Here is a 24,227-nt window from a genome sequence, read left to right as displayed (position 1 = left end):
CCCGTCAGCGCAGTTTCAAGGTGGCAAGACCGATGAGCGCCAGCACGGCGGCCACGATCCAGAAGCGGATAACAATGGTGGGCTCGGCAAGGCCCTTCTTTTCGTAATGGTGATGGAGCGGCGCCATGCGGAAGACGCGCTTGCCGGTCAGCTTGAAGCTCATCACCTGCACGATGACCGAGACGGTCTCCAGCACGAACAAGCCACCGATGATGGCCAGCACCAGCTCATGCTTGGTGATGACGCTGATGGCGCCAAGCGCACCACCCATCGAGAGCGAGCCGGTGTCGCCCATGAACACCATGGCGGGCGGCGCGTTGAACCACAGGAACCCAAGCCCCGCTCCGCACAAAGCCCCGCAGAAGACGGCCAGTTCGCCGGCACCGGGGACGAAATGCACCTGCAGATATTCGGCAAAGATCTGGTTGCCGACCAGATAGGCGATGAAGGCGAAGCAGGCGGCGGCGATCATCACCGGCACCGTCGCCAACCCGTCGAGTCCGTCGGTCAAATTGACCGCGTTCGAGGCACCCATCATGACGAGCGCGCCGAAGACGATGAAGCCGAAGCCGAGCGGCACCAGCACGTCCTTGAAGAAGGGGAGTGCGACGCTGCTCGAGAGGGCCGCCGGCTGATGCGCCATCACCACCACCGTGGCGATGCCGCCGATGAGCGCCTGGCCGACCAGCTTGAAACGGCCATTGAGACCCTTCGTGTTGCGCTTGGTGAGCTTCAGGAAATCGTCGGCGAAACCGATCGAGCCATAGCCGATGGTGACGAACAGGACGACCCAGACATAGATGTTGGAAAGATCCGCCCACAGCAGCGTGGTGATGCTGGCCGACAGCAGGAACATCAGGCCGCCCATGGTGGGCGTGCCCTTTTTGGTGAGGAGATGGCTTTCCGGCCCGTCGCTGCGGATCGGCTGGCCGTCGCGCTGCAATTTCTTCAGCCAGCGGATCATGCCCGGGCCGATGACGAGGGTCAGGAAGAAGGCGAACAGGATCGCGCCGCCGCTCCGGAACGTCAGATACCGGAACAGGTTGAAGACGCTGAGGTCCTCGGCCAACGGTGCGAGCAGATTGTAAAGCATGCCTCCCCTTCACTCCCCCTTGCGATATGTCAGTGCCCGTTCGCGGCTTTCGGGCGCGCGGCGGTGTTCAAATCGAGATCGCGGATCGCCTCGACGATCGGCGCCATGCGCGTTCCCAGCGATCCTTTGACCAGTACGATGTCGCCTGCCCGGATGGCGCGTGGCGCCACGGCGGCCATGGCGGCCGAATCCAGTGTGTGCGCGCCGCGGATCTTCTCCGGCAGCAAGGCGAAAAGCTCACCCATCAGCGGTCCGACCAGATAGGCCACGTCGATTCCGGCGGCGACGAGATCGTCACGCAGGCCCTCGTGGAGCGCCGGTCCTTCGCGACCCAGTTCGCGCATGTCGCCGAGAATGGCGATGCGGCGGCCACCCTTCTCGATCGGCAGACCCGCCATCACCGAGAAGGCGGCGCGCATAGCGGCCGGGCTCGCATTGTAGGATTCGTCGATCAGCGTGAAGCTGCCGCCGGCAATCCGGATTTCCTCGCGATAGCCGCGTCCTTTGAGCGCCTTCGCCTCACCCAGGGCCGCGGCTGCCTTCGCGACATTGCAGCCCAGCGCCTGCACGGCGGCGAGGACCGAGAGCGCGTTGATCGCCTGGTGGCGGCCGGCCAGCCCGGTATGGAAGCTGATGCGGGCGCCGAAAAGATCGGCCTCGACCGCATTGCCGGCCGGCGAGGTCGCGCAGGTGATGAGGCGCACGTCGCTCTCGGGAGCGGCGCCAAAGCCCACGACATGTTTGACGCCAAGCGCCACCGCGCGCGCCGCCATGCGGGCGAAATACTCGTTGTCGCGCGGCAGGATCGCGGTCCCGCCGGGCTCGAGCCCTTCCAGGATCTCGGCCTTCGCGTCGGCAATGCCGGCGACGGATTCGAAGAATTCGATATGCACCGCCTCGACCGTGGTGATGATGGCGGCGTGCGGGCGCACCATCTTCGCCAAGGGCCGGATCTCGTCGGCGTGGTTCATGCCGAGCTCGAAGATGCCGATCTCGGTGTCGCGCGGCATGCGGGCGAGCGACAGCGGCGCACCCCAATGATTGTTGAGATTGCCTTCCGAGGCGAAGACCTTGCCTTGCGCGCCGAGCGCCACTTTGAGCGCTTCCTTGGTCGAGGTCTTGCCGACCGAGCCTGTCACCGCGACGAACTTCGCACCCGACCGGTTGCGCGCGGCGCGACCCAGATCTTGCAGGCCCGTGAGCGTGTCGGCGACAAGCACGATCGGCGCGTTTGCCGCCATGCCATCGGGCAGGCGATGCGCCAGCACGCCCGCGGCACCCGCCGCCAAGGCCGCCGCGATATAATCATGGCCGTCGAAATTGGGCCCCTGCAGCGCCACGAAGAGATCGCCCTTGGCGATCTTGCGCGTGTCGATGGAAACGCCGGTCGCGCTGAAGGCACCCAGCGCCTTGCCGTTGACGGCCGCCGCCACTTCCTGCGCTGTCCAGAGCACGGCGCTCATGCCACACCCCGCGCCAGTTCGGCGGCGCATTGCCGCGCCACTTCGCTGTCGTCGAAATCGAACTTCTTGTCGCCGACGATCTGGTAGGTCTCATGCCCCTTGCCGGCAATCACCAGCACGTCGCCGCTTTTCAATTCCTGCATGGCTGCGCGGATCGCGGCGGCGCGATCACCGATCTCGATCGCACCGGGTGCCGCCGCCAGGATCTCGGCGCGGATCTGCGCCGGGTCTTCCGAGCGCGGATTGTCGTCGGTCACATAGGTCCGGTCGGCAAGCCGCACGGCGAGCGCACCCATTTCAGGGCGCTTGCCCTTGTCGCGGTCGCCGCCGCAGCCGAACACGGTAACGAGGCGGCCTGTGGTGTGCGGGCGCAAGGTGCCGAGCACGGCTTCGAGACCCGCCGGCTTGTGGGCGTAATCGACATAGACGGCGGCACCCGATGGCGTCGTCGCCACGCGCTCGATGCGGCCATGAACGCCGGTCAGCCGGTCGATCATGCGCAGCGCCATGCGCGGCTCCTCGCCCTCGCCGATGACGAGGCCCAGGGCCGCCAGCAGATTCTCCGCCTGGAAGATGCCGGCCACGGAGAAGGTCACGTCATAGCGCTCGCCGAAGACGGAGAGCGACAATTGCTGGCCCGTGGCGAGCGGCTGCTGCTTCAGGATGCGGAGGTCGCCCGACTGGCGGCCGAAGGTGATGATGCGCTGATGCCGCGCCTTGGCGACGGCGAGGATCTTGGCGCTCTCGGGGATATCGGCATTGATGATGGCGGCACCACCCGCCGGCAGCAATTCGCCGAAGAGGCGCAGCTTCGCCGCGAGATAGGCTTCCATCGTCAGATGATAATCGAGATGGTCGCGCGTCAGGTTGGTGAAGGCCGCCGCCGTCACCTCGACACCGTCCAGCCGGAACTGGTCGAGCCCGTGGCTGGAGGCTTCCATGGCGAGATGGTCGATATTCTTGTCGGCCAAATCCGCCAGCAGCTGATGAAGGTGCAGCGGATCCGGCGTCGTCAGCGATTCATCGATATGGATATCGGGCCCGATGAGGCCGATGGTCCCGAGGCTCGCCGCGCGATGCCCCAGCAGCGACCAGAGCTGGCGCGCAAAGACCGTGGTCGAGGTCTTGCCGCTGGTGCCGGTGACGGCGGCGATGATCTTGGGCTGGCGGGCATAGAAGCGCGCCGCGATCTTGGCGAGCGCCAGGCGCGGCTGGTCGGCTTCGACGATGGCGACATGGGCGGGGACATTGGGCTTCTGCCCGGTCTCCACCAGCACGGCGACCGCACCAGCGGCGACAGCGGCGGGGACGAAGCTCGCCCCGTCGACCTTGGCACCGGCAAGGGCCGCAAAAAGAGAACCCGGCTTCACGGCGCGCGAATCCAGCGCCAATCCGCTGATGCGGAGACCCGCGTCGCTTCCACTGGCGTCGCTTCCAGCCGAAACCAGGCGGGCAAAGCCGCCGATGAGATCATTCAACAGCAAGGGGCATTCCTCCGGACTGCAGCGGCGCCTCCGGCGCTGCGGGAGTCGTCGCATCGTTGCTCTTGGCCGAAACGGGGGTGGCGCCGAAGGGCTTTGCCTGGAAGACCAGGGGCGCATCGTCATCATCCGATTCGGGCGACGGCGCTTTCGCGGCCGGCGCGGCAGCTTGAATGACCTTTGAATTCGCCTTTTTTGAGGCGGCGGAATCATAATCGGCGACCATCGCCACCAGCGGATTCTGGGCCAGCGGTGAATCGTCCGGAATAGGCGGAATGCCCATCAAAGGCGCCATGCGTTGCACCAGAGCGCCGACGACCGGCGCCGCCACCCAGCCAGCTGTCGCATAGCCATAGGAATGGGCGTTGGGCTTCGGCTCGTCGATCATCACCACCACCGCATAGCGCGGCGCGCTCATGGGAAAAGCGGCGACGAAGGCGGCCATGCGGGCATTCTCGTTATAGCCCTTGCCTTCCTGCTTGTCGGCGGTCCCGGTCTTGCCGCCCACCAGATAGCCCGGTGCGTTGGCCTTCTTGCCGGTGCCGACCTGAACGACCAGACGCATCAGCTGGCGCATCTGGGCCGAGGTCTGCTCGGAAAGGACGCGCTTGCCGGTATCCACTTCGCCCGAAGCGCGCTTGAGCAAGGTGGGCGCGCGCAGGATGCCGCCATTGGCGACGGCGGCCACGGCGGGCAGGACCTGGATCGGCGCCACCGACACGCCGTGACCATAGGAAATGGTCATGGTGTTGATGCGCTTCCAGTTCTTCGGATATTGCGGTTCGCCCACTTCGGCGAGCTCGATCGGCGATTTCGCAAGAAGGCCCAGGCGCTGCAGATAGGTCTTCTGCACCTCGGCGCCGAACGCGTCGGCAAGCTTCGCCGAACCGATGTTGGAGGAATAGGTGAAGATCTCGGGGATGCTCAGCCAGCGATGCTTGCCGTGATAGTCGTCGATCGAGAAACGGCCGATCTTGATCGCATGCGTCGCATCGAAGCCGCCGGCCAAGGTCGTGGTGCCGGAATCGAGCCCGATCGCCGTGTTGAACAGCTTGAAGGTCGAGCCCATCTCGTAGGTACCGAGTGTGGCACGGTTGAAGCGCGCATCGGCGGTGGCCTCGCCGGGACGGGCCGGGTCGAAATCGGGCAGCGACACCAGCGCCAGCACCTCGCCGGTCTGGATATCCATCACCATGCCGGCACCGCCGATGGCGGTGAAGTCGGCCATGGCGCGGTTGATCTCTTCATGCAGGATGTGCTGGATGCGCACATCGATCGAAAGCTGCAGCGGTCGCTGACCACCGGCCAGCACGTCGTCGAACGAACGCTCGACGCCGGCAAGACCGCGAGAATCGACATCCGAGAACCCGACCACATGGGCGGTGAGATTGCCCTGCGGATAGACGCGCTTGGTCTCGTACTGGAAATAGAGGCCGGGAATGCCCAGGCGGTTGACCGCCTGCTGCTGCTTCGGCGTCAGATTCCGCTTCAGCCAGATGAAGCTCTTGTCGGAGGCAAGCTTCGCCGCCGTCGAGGCCAGCGGCATGTCCGGCAGAATATCGACCAGCTGCGCCGCGATCCCGTCGGCATCGCGGATCTGATGGGGATTGGCATAGAGCGAGGCGGTGGTGAGCGAGGTCGCGAGCACCACACCGTTGCGGTCGAGGATGTCGGCACGGTCGGCACTCTGGGCCACGGCGACGCGCATCGTGTCATGCTCGCCCGGCATCAAGGTTACCATGGCGAGGCGCGCCGCGATGACGACGAAGGCGACGGTGAAAAGACCGAGGCCCAGCATCAGCCGGTTGTGGCTGACTTCCAGCGCCCGGCGCTGCACGCCATCGGGCTCCGGCTGCAAGGCGATCGGGTTGATCACCGGCTGCGCGCGCTGCGCCTTGAAGCTCGGCTGCGATGGGTTGCTGTTGCGCAGGCGCCGGATCATTCGGCACCCGTTTCGTTGGCGGGCTCGGTCTTGCCGGTGCCCGGCTGCACGTCGGCGCCGCCTTGCGAGGATTGCATGTCCTGCAAAATGGCGCGGATCTCGGCATCGTCTTCTTCGGCCGCCGCGGGCTTGGCAGCCGGCGCGGACGAGGTGGTGAAGACGGGATCGTTGGCCGGCGCCGCCGGCTTCTTGGCCGTTTCGATCTTGGCCGCCACGTGCGTCGCGACGATCGCCTCTTCACCCTGCGGTGCCGACGCCAGCGGCGGCAAAGCCGGCACGGCATCCGGCTCAGCGGCCGGGCGCGGCGGCAGGGCGTCGAAAGTGGCGATCTGGCTCGCCATGACCGGCGTCAGGTCGGTGTGGCGGCGCGTGAGGTCGGCCAGACGCACCGGATCGTTGAGGTAGGACCATTCCGCTTCAAGGACGCGCATCGCCTCGCGGTCGGCCGCGATCTGGCGGTTGACCTTCTTGAGTTCGCGCTCTTTGGCCTGCACGGCATATTTGACCTGGAACAGGCCGACGCCGAGCAAAGCCAGAACGACAAACCAGACGATGGTGCCGATGCGGATCATGCGGCCACCTTTTCGGCAACACGCAGCCGCGCCGAACGCGCGCGCGGATTGACGGTGGTCTCAGCGTCGCTCGGCGCAATGCCCTGCGGCGAGACGAGATGCAAGGTCGCCTGCGTCTCGGCAATGTCAGGGAGATGGCGCGAGCCCTTCGGGTTACGCCCGGCGCGCTCGCGCATGAAATGCTTCACGCGGCGATCTTCCAGCGAATGGAACGAGACGATCGCCATGCGCCCGCCCGGCGCCAGCATGGCTTCGGCGGCAGCGAGGCCACGGTCGATCTCACCCATTTCGTCATTGACGGCGATGCGCAGCGCCTGAAAGGTCCGCGTCGCCGGATCGATCCGGTCGGGGCCGCTCGGCCCCACGGCACGGCGCACGATTTCGGCGAGCTGCGCCGTCGTGGTGATGGGCGCCAGCGCCCGCGCGGTGACGATGGCCTTGGCCACCCGGCGCGCCTTCTTCTCTTCGCCGAAGGTGAAGATGAGATCGGCGAGCGGCCGCTCAGCCATCGAATTGACGATGTCGGCGGCACTTTCGCCCGCCTGCTCCATGCGCATGTCCAAGGGACCGTCGAAGCGGAACGAGAATCCGCGCTCGGCCTCGTCGAGCTGCATCGAGGAAACGCCGAGATCGAGCGTCACGCCATTGACCGCCGTGATACCGCGCGCCTTGAGGAGCTCGACCATATCGCCGAAGCGGCCCTGGATCACATGGAGGCGCCCGGCGAATTCCTTGACCAGCTCGGCCGACCCGGCAATCGCATTGGGATCGCGGTCGATCGCAAAGACGGTGCAATTGGCGGCCTCAAGGATTGCGCGCGAATAACCGCCGGCGCCGAACGTGCCATCGACATAGATGGCGCCGTCCTGCGGACCCAAATTGTCAGCACCAAGCGCTGCGACCACTTCGGCCAGCAGCACCGGCTTGTGGCGCGGGCCCGTCATTGCGCACCGCCGCCATTCTTCAGTGTCATGCCCTTCTCGAGCGCGCGGCGCCTAGCCTCGGCCCGATGCGCTTCGAGCGCCGCCGGCTGCCAGATCTCGAAAATCTCGCCACGGCCGACAAAGGCCGCTTCCTCGGTCAGCTTGGCATGGACTATGAGGCTTTCGGGCAGCACGATGCGCCCCTCGCCGTCAAAGCCCAATTGCTTGGCTTCCGAGAACAGGGTGATGGAAAGATCGTCATGGGCGTCGGAGAAAAGATCGACGCTGCCCATCTTCTCCACGAGCTTCTGCATCCAGTCGATGCCCGCGCATTGCAGCGCGTCGTAGCGGAAGCCCGGCAAGGCAACGATGCCGTTGAAATTCTGGCCAGTGAGGGCAGCACGGAACGTCGCCGGGACGGATACCCGCCCCTTCTTGTCGATCCGGTTGACGAATGTGTCGATGAACAACGCCATCGGACGCCCTGAACCCCTTTAGGCCAATTTCGCGCGTGCGGCCGGCCAACCGCCCGACCCACTGCCGCCCGAGCCACTGCCGCCCGATCCCCCACCCGACGCACGGCTTTGCCGCACGGAGATGGGAAATCTCCTAGTGCTAATGGGATATCATGGGATGGTATGGGCGTCAATGGGAACGAGCTGTAAAGCTATGGAAAATATTGGATTTTTCCGATTTTCCCCAGTTTCTTAAAATCCTGATCTGAATATTAACAATGACTTGGCGGACACCCCTGATAAGCAAAGTTAACGAGTCTTATCAGGGACTTCACCTCGAAACTCTTTTTGTTTGTTAAATGTTCCCATTTGTTCTGTAATGTTGGGGAGGCGACAGGGTGATAAGTGCGTGAAAAGATTCAGGCAAGCGCCATCGCACCGGGATCCAGGTTCACCGCCCCCACGCGTCGGATTTTTGGCTGAATTGCTCGTAATAGTAATATTGACTGCCATATGATATACGCAAAGAATGCAGCGCCGCATGATCGACCGGGTCGATCAAAATCGCGAAGCTCCGGCAGGAAAATCGATCGAAAGGATGCCCTAAATGGACCGCTGGCGCGATGGGTTGAAGCGGCAGGACGCCACGCGGCGCGCTGAGGCCCGCAAGAACGCATTGGTCGCCACCTGGGGCAAGTTGGCCCTCGCCCTCCTCATCCTCGTTGGCATCTGGTTCGTGTGGGTGGACCGGCCGCAGGATCTCGCGGGCGAAGAGGCGGAACCGGCGCCGTTGCCCACTGCCGGCGCATCTCCCGATAGCGACGAGGCCCTGCGCCTCTACGATGCGGGCAAATTCGCCGACGCCTTGCCGCTGCTCCTCTCCCGCGCTGACCAGGGCGACACCGAGGCGCAATGCAAGGCGGGCAAGATCCTGGCCGAGGGACGCGGCGGCGTTGCCCCCGACCTTATCGAAGGATCGAAATGGCTCGACCTCTGCGGCCGCGATCCCCGGCAGGACCCCAACCTCCGGGACGATGAGGCCGCCGACATTCTCGACCGGCTCATCCATGAGGTTGGCTGGGATGTGGTCGGCGAAGGCAAGTATCGCGGCTTTCAATGGCAGCAGGCCTATCTCAACACGCAGAATGGCGAGCCCGGCAGTGCGGCCGAGCAGGTCTTGCGCGACCTGCCCAATCTCTCACCGACCGAGGCCTTCGAACTCGGCGCCGATCTCAATGCAGGCCGCTCCTACCCCGTCGACTTTGCCAAGGCGCTCGAGGCTTTCCGCCACGCGGCCGATGGCGGCCTGACTGAGGCGATCTTCAATGTCGGCCTCTCTTATTATGCCGGCAAGGGCGTGAAGCCAGATCCGGTCGAAGCAAGGCGCTGGCTCAACCGAGCCGCGGATGCCGGTTACGCAGAAGCTGCCTTCATGCTGGGTGTCATGGCCGTGCGCGGTCATGGAATGGAAGCGAATGTCGACGCGGCACTCGCCTATCTCGACCGCGCCGACTCCCTCGGCCACCCGCAGGCCCGTCTCCTGCGCGAAGCTGTCTCCGCCGGTGTTGTGCCGAAATGAATCCGGCTGAAACTATCGCAGTGCGAAGCAGCTGCGCTCGGATGCCTTCGCCCGCCTCGCGTCCATGCAGCGATGTTCTTCAGGCCAAACGCACAAGGAATATTGTCACCAGCGCTCGAACTGATCGCGGCTTCACTGTTTCCGAAAATCGCGTTCGACAAGCCCAAACGCCCTGATACACTTGCCATGCGCAAGGGCAGCTTTCAGGGGATGGCTGGCAGTGGCGTATCAAAGCAATTGGCCGCAAGCCAATCCACTGCCATCAGCCGATGGCAGCGGCCGAGCATTCTCTGCAGCTCGTAACAACCTCATCGCATCCTTGCCGAAACCGGTTGCGCGCGGACCCGGCGATGTTTCTCTGCGTGCTGCCGCCACGACGCAGCTGAGAGTATTGGCACCGGCGCTCCGCTGCAGCCGGTGGCATCAGACGAAGGAATTTCGTGCATGACATTGGAATATGTGGCCCTGGCCATCGGCCTTATTGGCCTGACGCTGATCTTCTACACCTTCATCTATATCCACGACATTCCCTACCAGATCGCCAAGAAGCGCCATCATCCGCAGACGGATGCCATTCATGTGGCGTGCTGGCTCAGCGTCTTCACTGTCCACGCCCTGTGGCCGCTGGTCTTTCTGTGGGCCGTGATGAAGCCGAAGCCCGTGGCGGTCAGCATCGGCATCGATGAGGAACGGGAACAGAAGCTGCAGGAGCAGATCGACGTTCTGCAGGCCGAGCTTGCCGCCGCCCGCTTGATGATGGCGGAACTGGCCGCGCTCGCCGCGCTGGGCGCCGACGCGAAGACGGAGCTTGAATAATGATCGAGCTCATCGTCGGCACCTATGGCTTCCTCTGCTGGCTGGTGTTCAAGAAATTCCGCCTCATTCCGGTGAACAGCTACACGGTCTCCACCGCGATCATGATCGGCGTGGCCTTCCTGGCGTTCCTGGGATTGATGATGTTCAAATATCACCCGGCGAGTGCCGATGGTCGGCTCTACACCGTGACGACACCCATTGTCCCGTCGGTGGCCGGGCGTGTCATCGACGTGCCGGTGCGCCCCAACGTTCTCTTGCGTGAAGGCGACGTTCTCTTCCAAATCGATCCCGAACCCTATCAATATGAAGTGGCACGCCTGGAAGCAAAGCTCGCTGCCGCCAATGCCGATCTCGGCCAGTTGGAACAGCGGCTGGCGGCGGCCGAAGCGGCCAGCGCTCAAGCCCGGTCCGAGATTCTCGCATCCGAATCCGAATTCGACCGGCAGGCCCGGCGGCAATTGGAACAGGCGCAAGCGGCGGCGGGACAGGTGGCGGCGCAATTGTCGTTCGCGCGCAAGGATTTCGATCGCTACAAGGAACTGGTCGCCAAGGGAACGGTGCCGCGGCAAAAATTCGATCAGGCGACGGAGCAGGTCGAACGTCTTGAGGCGGAGCAGCGCCAGGCCGCTGCCGCCATCGCCCAGGCGGAAGAAGCGATCAAGGGCGGCGGCGACAAGCTGCAATCCGCCCGTGAAAAGCTGCGCCAGGCCGAAGCGCAGGAAAAGGAAATCCGCATCGCCTTGCAGGCGGAAAGCAATGGCAGCAATCCGGATATCCAGCAGGTGGTGGCGGAACTCAACCTCAAGCGTTGGGAACTGAGTGAGACGACGGCCCGGGCGCCGGGCGATGGCTATGTGACGCAACTCACCTTGCGCCCCGGCCAGATGGCCTCGACCCTGCCCATCGCACCGGTGATGGTCTTCATTCACGATGCCAAGCCGCAACTCGTGGCGAGCTTTCCGCAGAATGTCATCGCTGAGTTCAAACCGGGGCTGGAGGCGGAGCTGGCTTTCAAGGCCTATCCCGGCAAGATCTTCAAGGCCACGGTGCGCAACGTGCTGCCCGTGATCGCCGATGGGCAAGCATCGGCGAGCGGTGCGCTGCGCACCACCACGCCGGCCGCGGCACCGGGCCGGATTCCCGTGCTGTTCGATTATGGACCCGATGTCGAAGCCCTTGGCTTGCCCGGCGGTGCCCAGGCCCTGGTTGCCGTCTATACCGACAACCTTCATGCCGTCGGCTTTGCACGCAAGATCATCCTGCGCATCAAGAGCTGGGAGAACTACATCTTCCTGCCATAAGCCCGGCCCCCATCGATTGATGGGGACCGGCCCTCTTCACAGGGATTGCTGGCTGCGGACGATCTCGATCAGCGTCTGAGCCGTCGCGTCATCGAGGCCGCGCGGTACATAGGTGACCTTGCCGACATCCTGATGCGACAGGAAGGCATAGACCGTCAGTGCTGCGAGATAGCTGCCGGCAAGACTTGGATGATTGCCGTCCTTGTAAAGCTGCAGCTGCGGATCGCGGCGCAGCGCCGCCTCCCAGGCCAAGCAGGTGTTGACGAGCTTGGCGCCCGTGGATTCCGACAGGCGCCGGTGATCCAGCTGGACACTGGTCAGATAGAGCCCGCGCAACTGAGATGGATCGTAACTGGTTCCACCGAGGCCGGCGAAGAAATCCGTGCTGTAGGCCCAGTTGACGATCAGGGCGGCCGGCGAATGCTGCGCATTGGCCGCCGCCAACAGTTTGGCGCCGCCGACCTGGAATTGGTGCCGCGACGTGTCATCAAGATGGGCGCGACTTTCGCCCTGCAAGAAGACATGGTCCCAATGCCGCGTCAGCGCTTGCTGTACATCGGCGTTCGCGGCCAGGGCATCGAGCGACGCGCCGCCCCAGGCCGCGATGCTCATCTCGTAGCGGACGGGGGCGCCGGCGGAATCCGCCATCTTGCGCACCAGATAGGGCAAGTCGTTGGAGTAGGTCCGGCTATTGCCCAGGAAGAACACCGTCTCGACCGGCCGGCCGTCGAAGAGATCGAGCAGCCGATCCGTGTTCTTGCTGAAAAGATGATTGGTCTGAGGGATGAAATAGAGGGCAACGGCCAGAACGGCGGCGCCGATGAGCGCCCGAGAAAACACCCACATCAAAAATATACCTGGTTGCAGCGACTGCTACCGATGATAGCAGAAGCTGGAAATAGCGCCAGACGGCCTGTAAGCCGGGTTCTGTCCGGGGCCCGCAGCCGCGCACGATATGGTGTTGCCACCATCACTCACGCGCGTTCGGCCCCCTGGATGGCCATTCATCTGGGACGCCCGTCACCGGACGCCTCACGCGACCTACCCGAGGATCGGTGCGGAAAAGCACCTGCCCGAGTTGCCTCGGACGCGTCCTCCTATCTGGTCTTGCTCCCGGTGGGGTTTGCCGTGCCGCTTCCGTTGCCGGTCGCGCGGTGCGCTCTTACCGCACCGTTTCACCCTTGCCGCCCGCAATGCGGATGGCGGTTTGCTTTCTGTGGCACTGTCCCTAGGCTTGACACCCGCCGGACGTTATCCGGCACCGTTTTTCCGTGGAGCCCGGACTTTCCTCCCCCATTCCATTGCTGGAACAAGAGCGGCCATCCGGCCATCTGGCTGGGGCTGGACGTAGGCCTTTAACGCCCTCGCGTCAAGCCTTGCCGAAGTAGGGCTGCAGATTCCGCCGCACGCGGTCGAGCACATTCTCATGCGCCTTCGGCCGTTCGAACGTGCGCCCGGTGATCATCTCATAGGCGCGGATATAGACAGCCGACGTTTCCAGGATGAGTTCCGCCGGGATTTCCGGGATGTCATCCTTATAGGGATCGCAGCGCGCCGCGACCCAGTTGCGCACGAAATCCTTGTCGAAGCTCTCCGGCTTCTCGCCCTTCTCGAAGCGCGCGGGATAGCTCGCCGCCACCCAATAGCGGCTGCTGTCGGGCGTGTGGATTTCGTCGGCGAGGATGATCTTGCCCGCGCCGTCGACACCGAATTCGTATTTCGTATCGACCAGGATGAGGCCGTTCTTCGCCGCCATCTCCTGCCCCCGCGCGAAGAGGGCGAGGGCGTATTTCGAAAGCGTCGCCCATTGTTCGGCCGAGAGCAGCTTCTTCGCGACGATCTCGTCCGGTGTCAGCGGCTCGTCATGGGCGCCGATTTCGGCCTTCGACGTCGGCGTGATGATGGGGTGGGGCAGCTTCTCATTATCCCGCATGCCATCGGGGAAAGTGACGCCGTACATGGTGCGGACACCCTTCTTGTACTGCGTCAGAATCGATGTCCCCGTGGTCCCGGCGAGATAGCCGCGCACCACGATCTCGACCGGCAGAATGGTCACGCGCCGGCCGATCACCACATTGGGGTCCGGGTATTCCAGCACATGATTGGGGCAGATATCGCTTGTCGCTTCGAACCAATAGCGCGCGGTCTGCGTCAGCACCTGCCCCTTCATCGGAATGCTGGCGAGGATGCGGTCGAAGGCCGAGAGGCGGTCGCTGGCGATGATGATGCGGCGCCCGTCGGGCAAATCGTAATTGTCCCGGACCTTGCCGCGATAATGGTTGGGGAGTTCGGGAATGGTCGCGTCGGCGAGGATCTGCGCCGGGTCGATTGGCAATGCTGTCATCTTGTCCGCGGGGGTCCGGTGGGGCTTGTTCAACCCACTTGTGCAGGCCCCCGCGGCAAAATGCAATGATGCTGTTTGCGACGTTTTTTATTCAGAAAACGACACCGAAATGCTACCGGAATCGCCCTGAATCGGCCCCGTTTTGCCCCCTAAAATGCCCTTCAAGGGCCCCAGCTCCTGGGGCAGCGCCGTACTGGCGAGGAGACCGATCTTGCGGCTGCCCGGACCGTCCTTCGAACTCACGGTGGCGAAGGTCGCCGAGACCGGTGCCGCGATCCGGTAGCTGGTGGTCCCGCCGACCGAGTCCGTCTGCGCCGACAGGTGGAGAAGCTGCGGGTCGATCGGCTGCTCGCCCTGCGCCGTCGTCGTGTCCTGATAGGCGCCATAGCCGCCCTCGCCGCCCGGATCGCTGGTGAAGTAGCTGTCATTGACGGCAAGCGATCCGCTGCAGCTCTGCGAGGTCCACATCTGATAGCGCGCGGGCCCGAGGTTGGGGGTGAGGCCGGCCGCATCGGCCTTGGCCTGCTGCTGCTTGGCGGCCATCGCCTGAATTTCGGGCGTCTGCGACAGCTTCATGGCGGCAGCCGTCATGCAGGCCTCGTCATCGCCGCACTGATCCATGATCGCCTGCATGTTGGCCATCATCTGGTCGGAGGGCGCGTAATTCTGCTGGAAGGCCTGGGCATTGGCCTGGGCCTGGGCGGTGGACGCCTCCTGCTCGGCGGTCATGCCGCTCCAGCTCACCTGCACGGCGGGTCCAGCCACCATCTGGCATTGCGCCTTGAGCACGCGCGCGATGGCGGTGCTCGCCCATTGCGACTTGGTCTGCTCCTTCACCGTGATGGTGAAATTGAGCGCCTTCACAGTTCCTTCGGGCACCGGATCGGCATGAGCGAGGCCGGCACCGAACGGCAGGCTGATCGCCGCCAAGGTCGTGGCAAGGAAATGACGCATGGATGTCCCCTGTGCGTATGAAGATGAGAGTCGAATGAGCACACTGTGCCAAAGCACGGAAAAAGGTTCAGTGACAACAGTCACAAAACGTCACGTCAGCGCCCCGCGCGCATCGATGGCCCAGACATCGGCAACCTTGTCCCCGCGCACGGCGACGATCCAGTCATAGAGATTGACCGTGGGATCGCAATGACCGGGGATGAGACGCAAGGTCTCGCCCAATTGCGGCAGCGCGGCGCCCTTGATGATGCCATGCTCGTCCGAGGGTTCGGAGAAAGTGAGGTCCGGCCGGTCGGCCACGATGGGAAAACCGGAATCGATCGAATGCGCCTTCAAGCCCGCGTCGATGACGGCGAATGCGTCCCGCCGGCTCATGACCGAGGTCAGCACGAAGAGGCTGTGGTGAAAACGGGGGGCCGCCGGATCGGCCACATTGTCGGCATAGTCGCGGTCCATGAAGACATAGGAGCCGGGCTGGATCTCGTTATAGACGCCGCTCGAGGCTTCGTTGGTGAAGGTGCCCGTGCCGGCACCGGTCACCACCGGCACCTCGATCCCGTCGCGCGCCAGCCCGGCCGCGAATTCCGCCGCACGTGCCGCCGCTTCGTCGATCGCCGCCTTGCGCTCGTCCGCCGTGCGCAGATGCTGGGCCGAACCGCGATAGGCGTGGATGCCGCCGAAGCGCAAACGGTTGCTGTCGGCGATGCGCCGCGCGAGTGCGAGCCCGTCGGCGATATCGGTGACGCCGCAACGATGGCCGCCCACTTCCAATTCGACATAGACATCAACGGGGGCCACCGCCTCGGCCGCCGCCGCGATGAGCCGGTCGAGGCCGAGGTCGCTGTCGACGCAGATGCCGATCCGCGCGCGGCCGGTGAGTGACATGAGGCACGCAAGCTTGCCCGGATGAATGACTTCGTTGCTGACCAGCACGTCGGTGACACCGCCAGCGACCAACGCCGCCGCCTCGCCCACCTTCTGGCAGCAGACACCAACGGCACCGAGCGCCATCTGGCGCTTGGCGATCTCGGCACATTTATGCGTCTTGGCATGCGGCCTGAGGCGCATGCCGGCCTTTGCTGCATAGTCCGCCATCGTCCTGAGATTGGCCTCGAACGCGTCGAGATCGACGATGAGGGCCGGCGTCTCGATCCGTGATACCGGATCGCCGGGATTGAGATCGGGACGCGGCACCGGCATGGATCTAGACCCTTTCCAGCAAACCGTTCAGCAGCGCCGCCATCTCGGCATCCGGCGCATCGGCGAGCGATGCCTGCCGGAAATGACGGCAGAAGGCGCGGGCCGCGGCGGCGCGGTCGGCAATGTCATAGCCATAGCGGGCGAGTGCGGCGAAGAAGGTCTCACTGTCCCAATCGACGGGCTTTGCCACTGGCCACACGCCGATGCCGGCGGCGGCCAAGCCCTGCCAGTCGAAGAATTCGCCGGGATCTTCCTTGCGCTTCGGCGCCACGTCGCTGTGGCCGATGACGCGCGCCGGGTGAATGGCGTGGCGGGCGATGATCCCCAGCGAGAGGTCGCGGACCGCCTGCATCTGCGCTGCCGGAAAGGGGCGATAGCCGAATTCGTGGCCGGGATTGACGATCTCGATCCCGATCGAGCGCTGGTTGATGTTGGTCTCACTTTTCCAGGACGAGACACCCGCATGCCAGGCGCGCCGATCCTCCGGCACCAGACGAAAGACGCGCCCGTCTTCCTCGACCACATAATGCGCGCTGACCTTGGCGTCCGTGTCGCGCAGGCGCGCGATGGCGGCCTCGCCCGTCTGCATCCCGGTATAGTGCATGAGCAGGATATCGACGGGCTGGCCGTCGCGGCTGTCATGGTTGGGGGATGGTGCGTCGATCATGGAGCGTCAGATACCCGTCTTGGTCGATGGCGCCACCACGGCCGGGCGGCGGATGACGACGATAGCGACGCCGGCCAAAGTGGCAAGCCCGCCCAGCAGCATCTGCCAGGTGATCGGTTCATCAAGGAAGACATGGCCCGAGAGCACGCCGATCATGGGCAGGAGCAGCGTGAAGGGCATCACCTGATTGACCGGATAGCGCCGCATCATGTTGTACCAGATGAGGTAGGAGAAGATGGCGACGATGACCGACTGAAACAGAAGGGCGGCCCAACCGCGCCAATCGACCGCCAAAACCTGCGGCCATTGATTGCCATCGATCAGATAGGAGACGAGCAGCAACTGCGGTGCCGCGAGGATGGCGATATAGCCGTTGAGCTGCAGCGCGTCGAACTCGTCGCCGAGCGCCTTCACCTGCACATTGGCGGTAGCCCAGACCAGGGCCGCGCCGATGACCGACATGAGCGGCCAGATATTGTCGGTAAAGCGCGGCTCGCCCGCGATGAGCACGACGCCGGCAAAGGCCACGATCATGCCGACGAGGCGCCGCCAACCCACCGTCTCCTTGAAGAAGATCGCGGCCAGGATCGCCGCGAACGGCACCTGCAGCTGAACGGCGATGGATGTGGTGGCTGCATCGAGATAGCGCATACCGGTGAAGATGAGGCTGAAATGCATGACGCCCATCGTCATCGACAGGGGGATGAGATGCAGGAGTTTCCGCCTCGGCAAGCCGACGAAGGGCAGCAGCAGGATGGCCACGAGGCTGAAACGCAGCGCCACGAAGAAGAGCGGCTGGAAATGCATGAGGCCGATCTTGGCAGCGACGAAATTGACGCCCCAGATCAACTGGCACAGCAGCATGAGGGCGAGGTGTTGCGGTTTCATACCCTTGCTTTCTTCATGTGCTCATTCCTTAGGCCCCACTCCTCAAGCGCCGGGCCCGACCGGTTGCATCACCACCTGCGGCCGGCGCACGATGATGATGGCCAGGCCCGACATGGTAAGGGCGGCGCCCAGGACCAGGCGCCAATCCCAGCTTTCGCCCAGCAGCAGGACCGCCGTCGCCGTGCCGAAGATCGGTTCCAGCAAGGTGAAAGGCATGACGAGGCTGACCGGGTAACGGCTCATCATCGCATACCAGATGCCATAGCACAGCGCCGTGACGATGAGGATCTGATAGGCCATCGCCCCCCAGCCGGGGAGCCCGGCATGGGCGATCGCCGCGACCTGCCCGGTTTCGGTCAAGGCGGATAGGACCAGCATCATCGGCCCCGCCATCAGCGCCACCCAGGCGTTGATGCGCCAGCCATCCATGTTTTCCGCCAGCCGCTTGATGAGGATGTTGGAGGCGACCCAGGAAATGGAGGCCATCAGCATGAAGCCGGTGCCGAGCCAACCGCCGTTGAAGGCGGGGCGGCCTACCAGCACCAGGATGCCGATGAAGGCCAGGGCCATGCCGCACCAGCGCCGCCAGCCGATCTTGTCACCGAAGAGAAAGGCGGCGGTGAGGGCCGAGAGCGGCACCTGCAGCTGGATGAGGATCGAACTGGTCGCCGCATCGACCCGGGCGATGCCGTGGAAGATCGAGGCGAAATGGATGACGCCGAGGACGAAGCCAAGGGCGAGGAGCGGCTTCAAATCCTGCTTCTTCGGCAGGCCGACGAAGGGGCAGATGAGGGCGGCAACGCCGATCATGCGCAAGGCGGCGAAGAAAAGCGGCGGCCAATCGGCCAAGCCCCATTTCACGACGGCGAAATTGGCGCCCCAGAGGATCTGGGAAAAAGCGAGGAGCGCGATATGGCGGGCGAGCATGGGGACCGGGTGCGGCGTTGCGGGGCGAAGGCACCTTCTCTAACCGATGCCGCCTGCCCTGAATACCCGCGCGGGGCGCATAGGGGGCATGGGATAGGCTGCGAAGGCCATCGCTAGACCCGTCGCTTCCGGCCTACTCGGCTTGCGCCGACACCCCCACCCCAGTCGGCGCAGGCCGACTTTCGTCGGCGGGCCCTCCCCCTGAAGGGAGAGGGGATTTCACCGAGTTCGCGTCGACGTCACAGCTAGCTGGGTCGGATTCCCTCTCCCTTCAGGGGGAGGGTTAGGGTGGGGGTGCGCGCCAGCGAGTGGGTGGGGGTGCGCGAAGCGAACCACCGCCCCAGAAAAAATTCGCCGCCGGGACGTCCCCACCCCGGCGGCGTAGGCTTTCGTTCTGGGAAAACGAAACTTACTGGACGGCCTCGCCGTGGAGGGCAAGGTCGAGACCGTCACGCTCGGCATCTTCCGCGACACGGCAGCCGATGATGAGGTCGACGATCTTGTAGATGATGGCCGAACCGATGCCCGCGACCAGGAAGGTCACGACAACGGCCTGGATCTGGATCCAGAGCTGGCCGACATTGCCGTCGATGACGCCGACCGGGGCCTCGCCGCCCTTGATGGCGACGGTGGCGAAGACGCCGGTCAGGATCGCACCCAGGGTACCGCCGACACCGTGGATGCCGAAGGCATCGAGCGCGTCGTCATAGCCGAGCTTGTTCTTGATCGTGGTCGAGGCGAAGAAGCAGACCACGCCCGCGGCAAGGCCGATGACAAGGGCGCCCGCCGGCGTCACGAAGCCCGCCGCCGGGGTGATGCCGACGAGGCCCGCGACGATGCCCGAGATGATGCCGAGCACCGACGCCTTCTTGTGCATCAGCCACTCAACCGCGACCCACGAGCAGCCCGCAGCGGCCGCCGCGATCTGGGTGGTGACCGCCGTCATGCCGGCCATCGAACCGGCCGAGAGGGCCGAACCGGCGTTGAAGCCGAACCAGCCGCCCCAGAGGAGACCGGCACCGATCACCGAGTAGACGAGGTTGTGCGGGGTGAACGGCACCTTGCCGTGGCCGCGGCGCTTGCCGATCATGAGGGCGACGACGAGGCCCGAAGCGCCCGAGGCGATGTGGACCACGGTGCCGCCGGCGAAGTCGAGGGCGCCGAGGTTGAAGAAATAGCCGGTCCCCGCCCAGACCATGTGGCAGATCGGCGCGTACACGACGAGCGACCACAGGATGTAGAAGAGGATCAGCGCCGAGAATTTCATGCGGTCGGCGAAGGCGCCGGTGATGAGGGCCGGCGTGATGATGGCGAAGGTCATCTGGAAGAAGAAGAAGACCGTCTCGGGGATGGTGCCCGACAGAGCCTCGGGCCCGACGCCCGAGAGAAGGGCCTTGGAAAGGTCGCCGATGAAGGCATTGCCTTCGCCGAAGGCGAGGCTGTAGCCGGCGACGAACCAGACCAGGGTGATGACGCAGCAGGCCGCGAGGGACTGCGCCAGCACGGTCAGCACGTTGTTCTTGCGCACCAGGCCGCCATAGAAGAGGGCGAGACCCGGCACCGTCATCATGAGGACGAGGACCGAGGAGGTCAGCATCCAGGCCGTGTCGCCCTTGTCGGCGACGGGCGCTGCATCCTGGGCGAAGGCAAGTGCCGGCGTCAGCAACGCGGCCAAGGTGGCGGCCCCGAACTTCAACATGCGGGCGGCGCCGAACGCCCCACCCACGTTATGAGCCTGCAAATCCCCGTTTGCTTCGGCCCCGATTGCCCCATTCCTGCGCATGCGCCCTCTCCTGATTGAACCAATATTTTGCTGCAAAGCAGCACCAGGAGAGCAACCCGCGTGCCAATTGTCTGATTTATTGATTCAAAACAAGAATCTAGTCGCGTCCGGCGAGGTGATGCCTAAATTGCCATCACTGACCGGCGGAATGCCTATTTTTTGGGCGAATCGAGCGTTGCGGGTATATTTCTCTCGTGAACTTGGGTTCGAAGGCTTGAACGCTGCCGCAGCCTACCCAATTGACCAAAACAATTTTCGGAGCTTCCGCATGTGGCACTTTTTGATGTCGGTCCTTGATTGGGCGACAACCGGGGTAGTTGCTTGGCTCCTCGAAAAGTGCCGTCGTGTTGCTTGGTTCATTGTCAGAACGGCTTACTTTTTCTATCGCGCTTCGCAGCGGCAGAGACTTTATGTCTCTATGCAATGCTATGCAGCCATACAGGATACCGTCCTGCATCTCATCGAAGCAGGAGTGCTGCGCGGAAAGATTTTACGATGGGTACAACGCCAAGACCTAAGAGCCACACGGAAAATTCACGGGTGGGCAGATAGAGTGATCGACCGCCATAGTCGAATTATCGATTCAGCTTGAAACCACCCGCTCAATCAGCGCGTTGATCTCATCATGCTTGTGGCCGTACCAGGAGCCGTGGCCCATGCCAGGGAGAAGATGGAGCTTGGCGCCGGGGATCAACGCGGCCAGTTCTTCACCGTCCTGGGGCGGGGCTTCGACATCTTCTTCGAAGGCGAAGACATGGGCGGGGACGCGGACGGTCTTGAGTGCCTCGCGCTGGTCGAAGCGTAGGCTCGCGTCCCATTGCGGGACGAGGGAGGTTTCGTTGCTGTCATCCTCCATCCATTCCAGCATGAGCGCCTTGAGCTTGGGCCAGAGTTCGCGGTCGCCGAGGGCCCGCGCCGGATAGAGCATCGCCGCGTAATGGGTGACGCTCATCAGACCGTCGAGGCGGCCGCCGCCTTTGCGGAAGTCGATCTCGGCCTCCTGATAGTCCCAGCCCCAGCCTGTCGACCAGGCGCCTGAGCCCATCAGCACGGCGACGCGGACAAGATCGGGGAAGTCGATCATCACCTGCTGGATGATGGCGGAACCGAGCGACGAGCCGACCAGGGCCACCTTGCGGCCGCCGCAGGCGTGGCCGATGAGGGCCGCCACGTCGCGCGCGAAATCCTCGATTGTCCAGGGCATGGGGGCGGAAGACGTAGTGGCGCCGATGCCGCGATTGTCGAACACGGTCGAGCGGAAGCGGGGATCGAAATGCGGCGTCTGGAAACGGTGCCAGTCGCGCCCCTTGGTGCCGCCGCCGCCCACCCAGACGATGTCCGGCGCCCCTTCGGGTCCCGTCTGTTCGTAATAAAGGCGCGCCTCGGGCGTTTCCAGGAACGGCATGGTCTTATCTCCCCCTTCAATTCCAAAGCTGTATACAGCTTATGTCCACTTATCTAGGATGGATCATTGTGCGCCGTCAATCGCCGGGGCTGGAGCGGGGCTGGCCTTCCGCGCTAAGGATGGCGGGCCCCATCAGCCCCCGAGTCGACCGGAGCCCCCAAAATGTCTGCCGCCATTCCCATTATCGAGACGCCGCGCCTGATCCTGCGCGGGCATGAGCTCAGCGATTTCGACATGGCAGCCGATATGTGGGGCGACCCGCGCATCACGCGCTATATCGCGCGGCCCTTCACGCGGGAGGAATGCTGGGCGCGGCTCATGCGTTACGTGGGTCACTGGGCGCTGCTCGGCTATGGCTTCTGGGCCATCACCGAGAAAGCGAGCGGCGCCTTCATCGGCGAGGGCGGCTTTGCCGATTTCAAGCGCGACATGGAATGGCCGGCGGGTGTCACCGCCGCGGAGAGCGCCCATGAGACCGGCTGGGTGCTGGCCGGCCCCTATCATGGGCACGGCTATGCCAGCGAGGCGATGCTGGCGGCGACAAACTGGGCCGATGCGCATTTCGATTGCCGCACGCTCTGCATCATCGATCCCGAAAATGCGCCGTCGCTGAGTGTCGCAAAACGCTGCGGCTTCGCCCCCATCGGCACGGCGCATTACAAGGACAGTGAGATCACGGTCTTTGCGCGGCCGCGCGGCGGCGCTTAAGAGTCCTCCCGCGTCTCGACCGGGCCCGACATCGCCTTCCAGGCGCTGAAGCCGCCCTTGAGATGCGCAACGGGGGCCAGCCCCATCTCCTGCACCGTCTTGGCGGAAAGCGCCGAGCGCCAGCCGCTGGCGCAATAGAAGAGGAAGCTCTTCGCCTCGCCGAAGATGGGCTTGAAATAGGGGCTTTCCGGATCGACCCAGAATTCGAGCATGCCGCGCGGGCAATGGAAGGCGCCGGGGATCTTGCCGTCGCGCGCCAGCTCGCGCGGGTCGCGCAGATCGACGAAGACGGTCCCCGCATCGCCGAGGCGCTTGATGGCGTCGGCGGGATCGACCGCCGTCACGACATCGTTCGCTTCCTCGAGCAGCTGCTTGATACCCTTGGTGATCGGCATGGAAAAAAACTCCGGCAGGTGGGACTGCTGGTCATCCTGCCGGAGTGCGGTTTCCCGTCAATGCCTTTGGTGCGGAATTCAACCGCCCATATAGACGGCCTCGACATTGTTGCCGTCGGGATCGATGAGGAAAGCCGCGAAGTAGGTCGGGCTGTAATCGGCGCGCAAGCCCGCCCCGCCATTGTCCTTGCCGCCGGCCTTCAAGCCCGCGGCGTGGAACTTTTCCACCGCCTTGCGGTCGGGGGCGGTGAAGGCGATGTGGCAACCCGGCCCTTTGGCCCCTTTGTGCGCATAGAGCCACAGGATCGCATTGCCGTCGGGGCCGAGCCCGGCGCCGTTTTCATCCTGCGAGCAGACCTTGGCCCCCAAGGGCGCCAGCACCGCCTTGTAGAAGGCGACGCTCGCAGCGACGTCTTTCACGTGGATACCGAGATGATCGAACATGGTGTGCCTCCGGTTGAACATGAGGAGGCAAGATTTAGGCGGCGCGGGCGATCCGATCTTGGAGGATCTTGCGCGTCTCGGCGTCGGCGCGGGCGGCGCGGCGGAAATCGCGAGGGGATAGGCCCGCCGCCCGGCCGAACGTGCGCACGAAATTGGAGAGATCGCCGAAACCGATATCGAAGGCGATATCGGTGATGGGCTGCTCTGTTTCGGCCAGGAGCCGTGCCGCACGGGCAAGGCGTGCGCGGATGAGATATTGGTGCGGCGTTACGCCGATCACCTTGGCGAAGAGACGCAGGAAATGGAAGGTGCTGAAGCCGCTCTGCCGGCTCGCCTGGGCAAGATCGATGGGTTCCTGCGCGTGCTCGGCGATCCAATGCGCCGCCGCGACGATGCGCCGACGTTCACGGGCGCTGATTTTCGTCGTGTCGTGCCGGCCGCTGCCGGCGCGTTTTTCGAGCTTCCCGGCAATCGCCACACCCACCTCGTCGAGGGCCACGGTCCCGGCACCGGAAACGGCCGCATCGGCAAGCGCCCCCAGCACCATGAATTCGGCCATCGGCGCCACCGCACCCAGCGCCAGCGCTTCCGTGCCGATCTCGTCAACCAGCTGCGGCGCCAGGCGGAAGCAAAGACATTCGTCGCCCTGCTCGTGATGATCATGGGTGCAGGTGAAATCGTCGCCTGGCCGGCCGATCAGCAGCGACCCCGGCACCAGGTCGAAGCGGCGGCCGCGATTGATGTAGCCGAAGCTGCCCGCGCGCACGAAGGCGATGCTCCAGGAATCATGCTGTTCGTCGAACGGCCGGTCCCCCGGCCCCGCCTGACAGCGGTAGAGGGTCGCGGAAATGTCCTTGGTTTCAGTGAGCTTGGTCGCCTGCATGATC

24 protein-coding genes and 1 other RNA gene are annotated in these 24,227 nt (G+C 64.2%); 5 read left to right on the top strand and 20 right to left on the bottom strand.

Annotated elements, in window-relative coordinates:
• Positions 1-4: 4 nt before the first annotated feature.
• Genes mraY through ACE3PP_RS15940 form a run of 7 tightly spaced genes read right to left on the bottom strand, consistent with a single transcriptional unit; the run spans position 5 to position 7,950 of the window.
• The gene (gene mraY, locus ACE3PP_RS15970) at positions 5-1,093 is read right to left on the bottom strand and encodes a phospho-N-acetylmuramoyl-pentapeptide-transferase (protein WP_374384063.1); all 1,089 of its coding nucleotides are present in this window, start codon (positions 1,091-1,093) and stop codon (positions 5-7) included.
• Positions 1,094-1,122: 29 nt separating this feature from the next.
• On the bottom strand, positions 1,123-2,556 hold the full coding sequence (locus tag ACE3PP_RS15965; protein ID WP_374384059.1) for a UDP-N-acetylmuramoylalanyl-D-glutamyl-2,6-diaminopimelate--D-alanyl-D-alanine ligase: 1,434 nt from the start codon (positions 2,554-2,556) through the stop codon (positions 1,123-1,125).
• Positions 2,553-4,040, bottom strand: coding sequence for a UDP-N-acetylmuramoyl-L-alanyl-D-glutamate--2,6-diaminopimelate ligase (locus tag ACE3PP_RS15960; RefSeq protein ID WP_374384057.1), 1,488 nt, complete (start codon positions 4,038-4,040; stop codon positions 2,553-2,555). Before ACE3PP_RS15960 ends, ACE3PP_RS15965 begins: the two co-directional genes overlap by 4 nt.
• On the bottom strand, positions 4,027-5,979 hold the full coding sequence (locus ACE3PP_RS15955; RefSeq protein ID WP_374384055.1) for a peptidoglycan D,D-transpeptidase FtsI family protein: 1,953 nt from the start codon (positions 5,977-5,979) through the stop codon (positions 4,027-4,029). Before ACE3PP_RS15955 ends, ACE3PP_RS15960 begins: the two co-directional genes overlap by 14 nt.
• Positions 5,976-6,551, bottom strand: a complete 576-nt coding sequence (locus ACE3PP_RS15950) for a hypothetical protein (RefSeq protein ID WP_374384053.1) — start codon at positions 6,549-6,551, stop codon at positions 5,976-5,978. Before ACE3PP_RS15950 ends, ACE3PP_RS15955 begins: the two co-directional genes overlap by 4 nt.
• Positions 6,548-7,495 (bottom strand): 16S rRNA (cytosine(1402)-N(4))-methyltransferase RsmH, encoded by a 948-nt coding sequence (gene rsmH / locus ACE3PP_RS15945; RefSeq protein ID WP_374384051.1) that lies wholly within the window; start codon positions 7,493-7,495, stop codon positions 6,548-6,550. Before rsmH ends, ACE3PP_RS15950 begins: the two co-directional genes overlap by 4 nt.
• Complete coding sequence (locus ACE3PP_RS15940; protein ID WP_374384049.1) at positions 7,492-7,950, bottom strand: division/cell wall cluster transcriptional repressor MraZ; 459 nt, start codon at positions 7,948-7,950, stop codon at positions 7,492-7,494. Before ACE3PP_RS15940 ends, rsmH begins: the two co-directional genes overlap by 4 nt.
• Positions 7,951-8,536: 586 nt before the next feature.
• Between ACE3PP_RS15940 and ACE3PP_RS15935 the strand changes: the two genes are divergently transcribed.
• The 3 genes from ACE3PP_RS15935 to ACE3PP_RS15925 all read left to right on the top strand — a co-directional run bounded on the left by ACE3PP_RS15935 (position 8,537) and on the right by ACE3PP_RS15925 (position 11,625).
• On the top strand, positions 8,537-9,508 hold the full coding sequence (locus ACE3PP_RS15935; protein WP_374384046.1) for a tetratricopeptide repeat protein: 972 nt from the start codon (positions 8,537-8,539) through the stop codon (positions 9,506-9,508).
• 444 nt (positions 9,509-9,952) lie between these two features.
• Positions 9,953-10,324, top strand: coding sequence for a DUF3302 domain-containing protein (locus ACE3PP_RS15930; RefSeq protein ID WP_374384044.1), 372 nt, complete (start codon positions 9,953-9,955; stop codon positions 10,322-10,324).
• Complete coding sequence (locus ACE3PP_RS15925; RefSeq protein ID WP_374384042.1) at positions 10,324-11,625, top strand: HlyD family secretion protein; 1,302 nt, start codon at positions 10,324-10,326, stop codon at positions 11,623-11,625. Before ACE3PP_RS15930 ends, ACE3PP_RS15925 begins: the two co-directional genes overlap by 1 nt.
• A gap of 36 nt (positions 11,626-11,661) precedes the next feature.
• On the opposite strand, the gene ACE3PP_RS15920 is transcribed toward ACE3PP_RS15925, so the two are convergent.
• The 9 genes from ACE3PP_RS15920 to ACE3PP_RS15880 all read right to left on the bottom strand — a co-directional run bounded on the left by ACE3PP_RS15920 (position 11,662) and on the right by ACE3PP_RS15880 (position 20,304).
• Complete coding sequence (locus tag ACE3PP_RS15920) at positions 11,662-12,471, bottom strand: hypothetical protein (protein WP_374384040.1); 810 nt, start codon at positions 12,469-12,471, stop codon at positions 11,662-11,664.
• A gap of 54 nt (positions 12,472-12,525) precedes the next feature.
• Positions 12,526-12,960: RNase P RNA component class A (gene rnpB, locus ACE3PP_RS15915), an RNA gene on the bottom strand.
• Positions 12,961-12,994: 34 nt separating this feature from the next.
• A complete protein-coding gene (locus ACE3PP_RS15910; protein WP_374384038.1) occupies positions 12,995-13,969 on the bottom strand; it encodes a phosphoribosylaminoimidazolesuccinocarboxamide synthase in 975 nt (324 codons plus the stop codon).
• An 87-nt stretch (positions 13,970-14,056) separates the two neighbouring features.
• A complete protein-coding gene (locus ACE3PP_RS15905) occupies positions 14,057-14,923 on the bottom strand; it encodes a hypothetical protein (RefSeq protein WP_374384036.1) in 867 nt (288 codons plus the stop codon).
• A 90-nt stretch (positions 14,924-15,013) separates the two neighbouring features.
• Positions 15,014-16,123 (bottom strand): DSD1 family PLP-dependent enzyme, encoded by a 1,110-nt coding sequence (locus tag ACE3PP_RS15900; protein WP_374384034.1) that lies wholly within the window; start codon positions 16,121-16,123, stop codon positions 15,014-15,016.
• A gap of 4 nt (positions 16,124-16,127) precedes the next feature.
• On the bottom strand, positions 16,128-16,790 hold the full coding sequence (locus tag ACE3PP_RS15895) for an N-acetylmuramoyl-L-alanine amidase (RefSeq protein ID WP_374384032.1): 663 nt from the start codon (positions 16,788-16,790) through the stop codon (positions 16,128-16,130).
• A gap of 6 nt (positions 16,791-16,796) precedes the next feature.
• Entirely contained in the window at positions 16,797-17,678 is an 882-nt protein-coding gene (locus tag ACE3PP_RS15890; RefSeq protein ID WP_374384030.1) for a DMT family transporter, read from the bottom strand.
• A gap of 42 nt (positions 17,679-17,720) precedes the next feature.
• Positions 17,721-18,605 carry a DMT family transporter gene (locus ACE3PP_RS15885; RefSeq protein WP_374384028.1) on the bottom strand — a complete coding sequence of 295 codons (885 nt, stop codon included), beginning with the start codon at positions 18,603-18,605 and terminating at the stop codon, positions 17,721-17,723.
• Positions 18,606-19,014: 409 nt separating this feature from the next.
• On the bottom strand, positions 19,015-20,304 hold the full coding sequence (locus ACE3PP_RS15880) for an ammonium transporter (protein WP_374384096.1): 1,290 nt from the start codon (positions 20,302-20,304) through the stop codon (positions 19,015-19,017).
• Positions 20,305-20,455: 151 nt separating this feature from the next.
• On the opposite strand from ACE3PP_RS15880, the gene ACE3PP_RS15875 reads away from it, so the two are divergent.
• Positions 20,456-20,980, top strand: a complete 525-nt coding sequence (locus ACE3PP_RS15875) for a hypothetical protein (RefSeq protein ID WP_374384026.1) — start codon at positions 20,456-20,458, stop codon at positions 20,978-20,980.
• Here the strand turns inward: ACE3PP_RS15875 and ACE3PP_RS15870 are convergent.
• Positions 20,972-21,793, bottom strand: a complete 822-nt coding sequence (locus tag ACE3PP_RS15870) for an alpha/beta fold hydrolase (protein WP_374384024.1) — start codon at positions 21,791-21,793, stop codon at positions 20,972-20,974. The genes ACE3PP_RS15875 and ACE3PP_RS15870 overlap by 9 nt on opposite strands.
• A 162-nt stretch (positions 21,794-21,955) precedes the next feature.
• Here ACE3PP_RS15870 and ACE3PP_RS15865 point away from each other — a divergent pair, with 162 nt between their 5' ends.
• Complete coding sequence (locus ACE3PP_RS15865) at positions 21,956-22,501, top strand: GNAT family N-acetyltransferase (RefSeq protein WP_374384022.1); 546 nt, start codon at positions 21,956-21,958, stop codon at positions 22,499-22,501.
• Here ACE3PP_RS15865 and ACE3PP_RS15860 read toward each other — a convergent pair.
• The 3 genes from ACE3PP_RS15860 to ACE3PP_RS15850 all read right to left on the bottom strand — a co-directional run bounded on the left by ACE3PP_RS15860 (position 22,498) and on the right by ACE3PP_RS15850 (position 24,223).
• Entirely contained in the window at positions 22,498-22,896 is a 399-nt protein-coding gene (locus ACE3PP_RS15860) for a rhodanese-like domain-containing protein (RefSeq protein WP_374384020.1), read from the bottom strand. The two genes, ACE3PP_RS15865 and ACE3PP_RS15860, sit on opposite strands and share 4 nt — an antisense overlap.
• Positions 22,897-22,974: 78 nt before the next feature.
• Positions 22,975-23,340 carry a VOC family protein gene (locus ACE3PP_RS15855; RefSeq protein ID WP_374384018.1) on the bottom strand — a complete coding sequence of 122 codons (366 nt, stop codon included), beginning with the start codon at positions 23,338-23,340 and terminating at the stop codon, positions 22,975-22,977.
• 34 nt (positions 23,341-23,374) lie between these two features.
• The gene (locus ACE3PP_RS15850; RefSeq protein ID WP_374384016.1) at positions 23,375-24,223 is read right to left on the bottom strand and encodes a helix-turn-helix domain-containing protein; all 849 of its coding nucleotides are present in this window, start codon (positions 24,221-24,223) and stop codon (positions 23,375-23,377) included.
• Positions 24,224-24,227 lie beyond the last annotated feature (4 nt).

It is taken from the genome of Dongia sp. (assembly GCF_041910485.1).
Classification (GTDB): Bacteria; Pseudomonadota; Alphaproteobacteria; order Dongiales; family Dongiaceae; genus Dongia.
Note: the sequence above shows the minus strand (reverse complement) of the source record. Positions and strands in the feature narration are given on the sequence as shown.

Bases quoted from the DNA above. Each gene is read 5' to 3' on its own strand.
- ACE3PP_RS15855 (WP_374384018.1), bottom strand. From the start codon at position 23,340: ATGTTCGATCATCTCGGTATCCACGTGAAAGACGTCGCTGCGAGCGTC.
- ACE3PP_RS15880 (WP_374384096.1), bottom strand. From the start codon at position 20,304: ATGTTGAAGTTCGGGGCCGCCACCTTGGCCGCGTTGCTGACGCCGGCA.
- rsmH (WP_374384051.1), bottom strand. From the start codon at position 7,495: ATGACGGGCCCGCGCCACAAGCCGGTGCTGCTGGCCGAAGTGGTCGCA.
- ACE3PP_RS15895 (WP_374384032.1), bottom strand. From the start codon at position 16,790: ATGATCGACGCACCATCCCCCAACCATGACAGCCGCGACGGCCAGCCC.
- mraY (WP_374384063.1), bottom strand. From the start codon at position 1,093: ATGCTTTACAATCTGCTCGCACCGTTGGCCGAGGACCTCAGCGTCTTC.
- ACE3PP_RS15890 (WP_374384030.1), bottom strand. From the start codon at position 17,678: ATGAAACCGCAACACCTCGCCCTCATGCTGCTGTGCCAGTTGATCTGG.
- ACE3PP_RS15930 (WP_374384044.1), top strand. From the start codon at position 9,953: ATGACATTGGAATATGTGGCCCTGGCCATCGGCCTTATTGGCCTGACG.
- ACE3PP_RS15920 (WP_374384040.1), bottom strand. From the start codon at position 12,471: ATGTGGGTGTTTTCTCGGGCGCTCATCGGCGCCGCCGTTCTGGCCGTT.
- ACE3PP_RS15850 (WP_374384016.1), bottom strand. From the start codon at position 24,223: ATGCAGGCGACCAAGCTCACTGAAACCAAGGACATTTCCGCGACCCTC.
- ACE3PP_RS15865 (WP_374384022.1), top strand. From the start codon at position 21,956: ATGTCTGCCGCCATTCCCATTATCGAGACGCCGCGCCTGATCCTGCGC.
- ACE3PP_RS15935 (WP_374384046.1), top strand. From the start codon at position 8,537: ATGGACCGCTGGCGCGATGGGTTGAAGCGGCAGGACGCCACGCGGCGC.
- ACE3PP_RS15925 (WP_374384042.1), top strand. From the start codon at position 10,324: ATGATCGAGCTCATCGTCGGCACCTATGGCTTCCTCTGCTGGCTGGTG.
- ACE3PP_RS15885 (WP_374384028.1), bottom strand. From the start codon at position 18,605: ATGCTCGCCCGCCATATCGCGCTCCTCGCTTTTTCCCAGATCCTCTGG.
- ACE3PP_RS15860 (WP_374384020.1), bottom strand. From the start codon at position 22,896: ATGCCGATCACCAAGGGTATCAAGCAGCTGCTCGAGGAAGCGAACGAT.
- ACE3PP_RS15900 (WP_374384034.1), bottom strand. From the start codon at position 16,123: ATGCCGGTGCCGCGTCCCGATCTCAATCCCGGCGATCCGGTATCACGG.
- ACE3PP_RS15940 (WP_374384049.1), bottom strand. From the start codon at position 7,950: ATGGCGTTGTTCATCGACACATTCGTCAACCGGATCGACAAGAAGGGG.
- ACE3PP_RS15950 (WP_374384053.1), bottom strand. From the start codon at position 6,551: ATGATCCGCATCGGCACCATCGTCTGGTTTGTCGTTCTGGCTTTGCTC.
- ACE3PP_RS15965 (WP_374384059.1), bottom strand. From the start codon at position 2,556: ATGAGCGCCGTGCTCTGGACAGCGCAGGAAGTGGCGGCGGCCGTCAAC.
- ACE3PP_RS15955 (WP_374384055.1), bottom strand. From the start codon at position 5,979: ATGATCCGGCGCCTGCGCAACAGCAACCCATCGCAGCCGAGCTTCAAG.
- ACE3PP_RS15870 (WP_374384024.1), bottom strand. From the start codon at position 21,793: ATGCCGTTCCTGGAAACGCCCGAGGCGCGCCTTTATTACGAACAGACG.
- ACE3PP_RS15905 (WP_374384036.1), bottom strand. From the start codon at position 14,923: ATGCGTCATTTCCTTGCCACGACCTTGGCGGCGATCAGCCTGCCGTTC.
- ACE3PP_RS15910 (WP_374384038.1), bottom strand. From the start codon at position 13,969: ATGACAGCATTGCCAATCGACCCGGCGCAGATCCTCGCCGACGCGACC.